This is a genomic window from Phaeovulum sp. (assembly GCF_041596715.1).
Classification (GTDB): domain Bacteria; phylum Pseudomonadota; class Alphaproteobacteria; order Rhodobacterales; family Rhodobacteraceae; genus UBA6213.
Genome location: NZ_JBFHIA010000242.1, coordinates 1 through 4,495 on the forward strand (window position 1 = coordinate 1; position 4,495 = coordinate 4,495).

Annotated in this window: 3 protein-coding genes and 1 pseudogene; all 4 read right to left on the reverse strand. The window is 61.8% G+C overall.

The annotated features are described in order from the left end of the window. Window positions 1-146: pseudogene (locus tag ABY403_RS13765) on the reverse strand (D,D-dipeptide ABC transporter permease); the annotation flags it as partial. Continuing rightward, on the reverse strand, window positions 143-1,204 hold the full coding sequence (locus ABY403_RS13770) for an ABC transporter permease (RefSeq protein WP_372841403.1): 1,062 nt from the start codon (window positions 1,202-1,204) through the stop codon (window positions 143-145). The pseudogene ABY403_RS13765 and the gene ABY403_RS13770, both read right to left, overlap by 4 nt. Further along, window positions 1,201-2,793 (reverse strand): ABC transporter substrate-binding protein, encoded by a 1,593-nt coding sequence (locus tag ABY403_RS13775; protein ID WP_372841400.1) that lies wholly within the window; start codon window positions 2,791-2,793, stop codon window positions 1,201-1,203. Before ABY403_RS13775 ends, ABY403_RS13770 begins: the two co-directional genes overlap by 4 nt. Before the next feature lie 339 nt (window positions 2,794-3,132). After that, window positions 3,133-4,482 (reverse strand): MFS transporter, encoded by a 1,350-nt coding sequence (locus tag ABY403_RS13780; RefSeq protein WP_372841402.1) that lies wholly within the window; start codon window positions 4,480-4,482, stop codon window positions 3,133-3,135. Window positions 4,483-4,495: the final 13 nt, after the last annotated feature.

A 4,495-nucleotide genomic window follows, 5' to 3' on the forward strand; every position in this document is an offset into this window, starting at 1 on the left:
ACCAGAACCAGCACCACCACGATGCCGAGGCCGATCATCGCCAGACGATTCCGGCTAAACGCGATCCATGTGCGATACGCTTGGCCCGCGCGTGCCTGTCGGCGCGAGGCGGGTTGCTCGGTCAAAAGCCATTCACGTGTGTTCATCTGCGGCGCACCCGTGGGTCGAGCAGCGTGTAAAGCAAGTCAGACAAGAGGTTCAGCCCCACGAAAATTGCCCCGATCACGAGGGTGCCACCAAGCACCGCATTCATGTCGGAGTTTTGCAGCGAGTTGGTCAGGTACTGTCCCAGCCCCGGCCAAGCGAAAACGGTCTCGGTCAGAACCGAGCCTTCCAACAGCCCTGCGTAGGAGAGCGCGACCACGGTGACCAGTGGCACCGCCGCGTTGCGCAATGCATGCACCCAGATGATGCGCCATTCGGCAACGCCTTTGACGCGGGCGGTGATGACATATTCCTGCGCCAGTTCCGCCAGCATGAAGCTGCGCGTCATGCGGCTGATATAGGCCAGCGAATAGTATCCCAGCAGCGAAGCGGGCAGGATGATATGCGAGAAGGCGTTGCGGAACGCATCCCACTGGCCCTGCATCGCGGCGTCCAAAAGCATCAGCCCACTGCGCGAGGTGATGGAATATTCATAGGAAATGTCGATCCGCCCGGGCCCTGCGACCCAGTGCAGGCGCGCGTAAAAGACCAGAAGGCCCAGCAAGCCCAGCCAAAAGATCGGCGCCGAATACCCGATCAGCCCGACCACGCGGACGATCTGGTCGGCAAGCCGCCCTTGGCGCACCGCAGCCCAAACCCCCAGCGGAATCCCGAAGATGGTGCCAATGAGAATGGCCACCGTCGCCAGTTCCAGCGTCGCGGGAAAGACGCGCGCGATATCGTCGATGATCGGCTTTTTGGTAAGGAAGCTGATGCCAAGATCACCCGAGGCGATCTTTTGAAGATACATCCAGAATTGTTCATAGAGCGGCTTGTCGAGCCCAAGCTCGATAAACACCCGATCATAAACGGACTGCGAGGCGCGGTCGCCAACGACCGCAAGCACCGGGTCAACCGGCACGACGCGCCCAATCATGAAGGTGACAAGCAGAAGGCCCAGAAAGGTCAGCGCCACGCTGGCAAGGATCTTGACGATCTTCCAGGCGAGGGCGGGAAGGGCGCCGCGGCGCCCTTCTCCAGTTGCGATTGAAGCCATTATTTTGTCACGGCCTTGAAGGAGTTGTCGTTGAACGACGGTCCGACAACGAAGCCCTGCACGTTGGCGCGCCGCGCCATAACCTCGATCTCCTGGAACATGATGATGAAGGGCGAGGTTTGCTGATGCTCGGCTTGCAGGTCCAGATACATCTGGGCGCGCTTGCCGGCGTCCGCTTCAAGCACGGCGGCGTCGGCCATCGCGGTCATTTCCGGAATGTCCCAAGCGTTGCGCCATGCCAGCGGTTTGGAGGCCGCGTCGTCAGAGTTGTCGGGGTTGCGCGCGAAGGTATCGGCGTTGGTATGCGGGTCCTGATAGTCGGGCCCCCAGCGGCCGATGTAGATGTCGTGGTTACGCGCGCGGTATTTGGTGAGCGTTTGCCCGCCGTCGCCCGGGATCAGTTCAAGCTCAATCCCGGCCAAAGCGAAGGTCTGCTGGATCGCGGTGCCGATAGCGGTGATTTCATCGGTGTTGCGCGTATCCATCGTCACTTTGAAGCCGTTCGGGTAGCCCGCTGCCGCGAGCAGTTCCTTGGCTTTTTCAACGTTGAGCGAGAACGGATTGTCTTCCAGCGCGCCGAGGAAGCCGAGCGGCAGGAAGGCTTGGTGCACCACGACGCGACCCTTCATGATCGTGTCGGCGATGGTGGCATAGTCCACCAGATATTTCATCGCCTGACGCACGTCGGGATTCGCGAGGATCGGGTTCTTCTGGTTCAGCCCGAGATAGTAGATCGAGCCTTTCACGCCAGAATCAACCACGAGGTCGGGGTTTGCAGCCAAAGTGTCGATGCTGTCGGCCGAAACGTTGCGGGCGATGTCGATGTCGCCCTGTTCCAGCAGCAACCGCTGCGTCGCAGGCTCGGGGATGTGGCGGTAGATCGCCCGCGCCATCGCCGGAGCGGGGCCCGAGTAATTGTCGTTGCGTTCCAGCACGACAACTTCGTTGGCGCGCCATTCGCGAATCGTATAGGCGCCCGAACCGGCATAGTTGGTTTTCAGCCAGTCATAGCCGAAATCGCCGTTGGCCTCGTGTTCCATCGCCAGCTTTTCATCGACGATGAAGCCCACGGTGGAGGTCAGGCAGTAAAGAACCAGCGTCGGCGCGTAGGGCTTGTCGATCTGGAACTCAAAGGTCATCGGCCCGGTCTGCCGGATCATCTCGTCAGCATTCTCGGCGGTGAAGCCGAACTGGGTGAGGATGAACGCAGGCGATTTGTCGAGCTTGACCGCGCGGCGCAGCGAGAAAACCGCATCGGATGCGGTGATCGGGTTGCCCGAGGCAAACTTCATGCCATCGCGGATGGTGAAGGTATAGGTCATGCCGTCGGCAGAGATGTCCCATTTCTCGGCAATTACGCCGAAGATGTCCGAGACGTCGTTCACGTCGTAGCCGATCAGCCCCTGATACGCGTTGCCGAGCAGTTCGGACGCGGTAAACTCGAACACCTCAGCCGGATCGAGGCTGATAATGTCATCGATTGCCCAGGCTTGTATAAGCGTGTCCGCCGGTGTCGCGGCGCGGGCCGCGGGGGCGAACAGGCCAAGCGACGCGACCAGCGCGACGCCGACCAGTCTTGGCAGATGTTTCATGCGTAACTCCCAATGTTGCTGGACGTTCGTTTTTCACTGGCAGCGCGAGCGCGGTCAGTTGGTCCATGCCACAGGTTAGCGCTGCCAGCAGTCAGAATGTCAAGACGTCCGGGTCGAGTAACCTAACGAAAGCATCCATCGAACGGGATCGTCGCCGAATACATAGGCACTTGTGACCACGCCTCGCCATCCGCCGGAATGCGTGTGATGGGTGCCCACGCACCTGCGCGCGCTGTCTAAAGGCAAGTATTGGTTAGTATTTTCGGATCTCGCCCGTGCTCCCGTTCCGACAAGCCAAGGCGGCACCGTGTCCGATGGCGCGCCCTTGGTGCCGCGCGATCAGGCAGAATGCTGCCAGTGCGGGTGGTGGTCGTCGATCACGTAGCGATGTTTGTGGCGAAGCGGCGCGTGGGTATGGTGCGGGCCTGTGCCCGCGGGGTGATGATCGGCGTCACCCTCTGCGTGTTCATGCGCAAATGCCAGATGTTCGTGCTCTATTTCCTCGGGGTCGAGCGCGGGCCAGAGGTGTCGCGCCGCCGCCGTGGAAAGCGCCGCAACCGCCGCCATGATGGCGAATGTCGCGTCTAGGCCAAGTGCTGCGCCCAAAAGCCCTGCCGCAGGGTAGGCCAGCAGCCAACAGGCATGTGAAAGTGCGAATTGCGCGGCAAAAACCGCCGGGCGGTCGGGCTCTGCGCAAGAGCGGCGCAGAATCAGCCCAGAGGGGGTCTGCACTAGCGCTGCCGCCGCGCCAAGGGCGGACCAGAGCAGCAGCCCGGCATTCAGCGAGGGGCCCAGTGCGGCAAGCGCCATCAGCAGCGCAAGCATCACCCCGCCCGCCAGCATCGCCTGCCGCGCGGCGATCTTTTCCAGCAGTCGTGGCAAGGTCAGCGCCACCACCATCGAGCCAAGCCCGTAGGCCGCGAAGTGCAGCGCCACTGCCGCATCGCCCAGCGCGAGCGTGTCTTTGACCCGCACGACGGTATTGACGATCACCATCGCGCTGCCTGCGGCCACTGCAAGGTAAAGCGCCAACATTCCGCGCAACCGGGGCGTGGCCAGATAGATCCACGCGCCCCGCGTCAGCCGCTTGCGAAACGGTGCCGCCACCGCGCCACCGCGCGGCTGCGGCAAGTGCACAGATCGCACCAGCGCCGCCGAGCATAGAAAGCCAAGCGCGGTGCCCGCGAACAGCCAATGAAATGACATCAGCGAAAGCAGCAGCCCCGCCAGCATGGGGCTAAGCAGCGATTCGAGATCATAAGAAAGACGCGAAAGAGACAAGGCCTGCGTGTATTGCCGCTCATCGGTAAGAATGTCGGGAATCGTTGCCTGAAAGGTTGGGGTAAACGCTGCCGAAAACGCCTGAAAGGCAAATACCAGCACATAGATTTGCCAGATCTCGGTGACGAAGGGCAAAAGCAGCACCAGCGCCGCGCGGCAAAGATCGAGCGTAATCAGAAATGGCCGACGCGGCAGGTTCGCGGCCAGCGCGGTGGCCAGCGGCGCAAGGCCGACATAGGCCACCATCTTGAGTGCCAGCGCGATGCCCAGCACCGCGCCTGCATTCGCCCCCGCCAACTCGAATGCCAAAAGCCCAAGCGCCACCGTGGTCAGGCCGGAGCCGAACACAGAAAGAACCTGCGCGGCCAGCAATTTGCGGTAAACCGGGTGGGAAAGCGCCTCTCGCATGCGACTATACTAC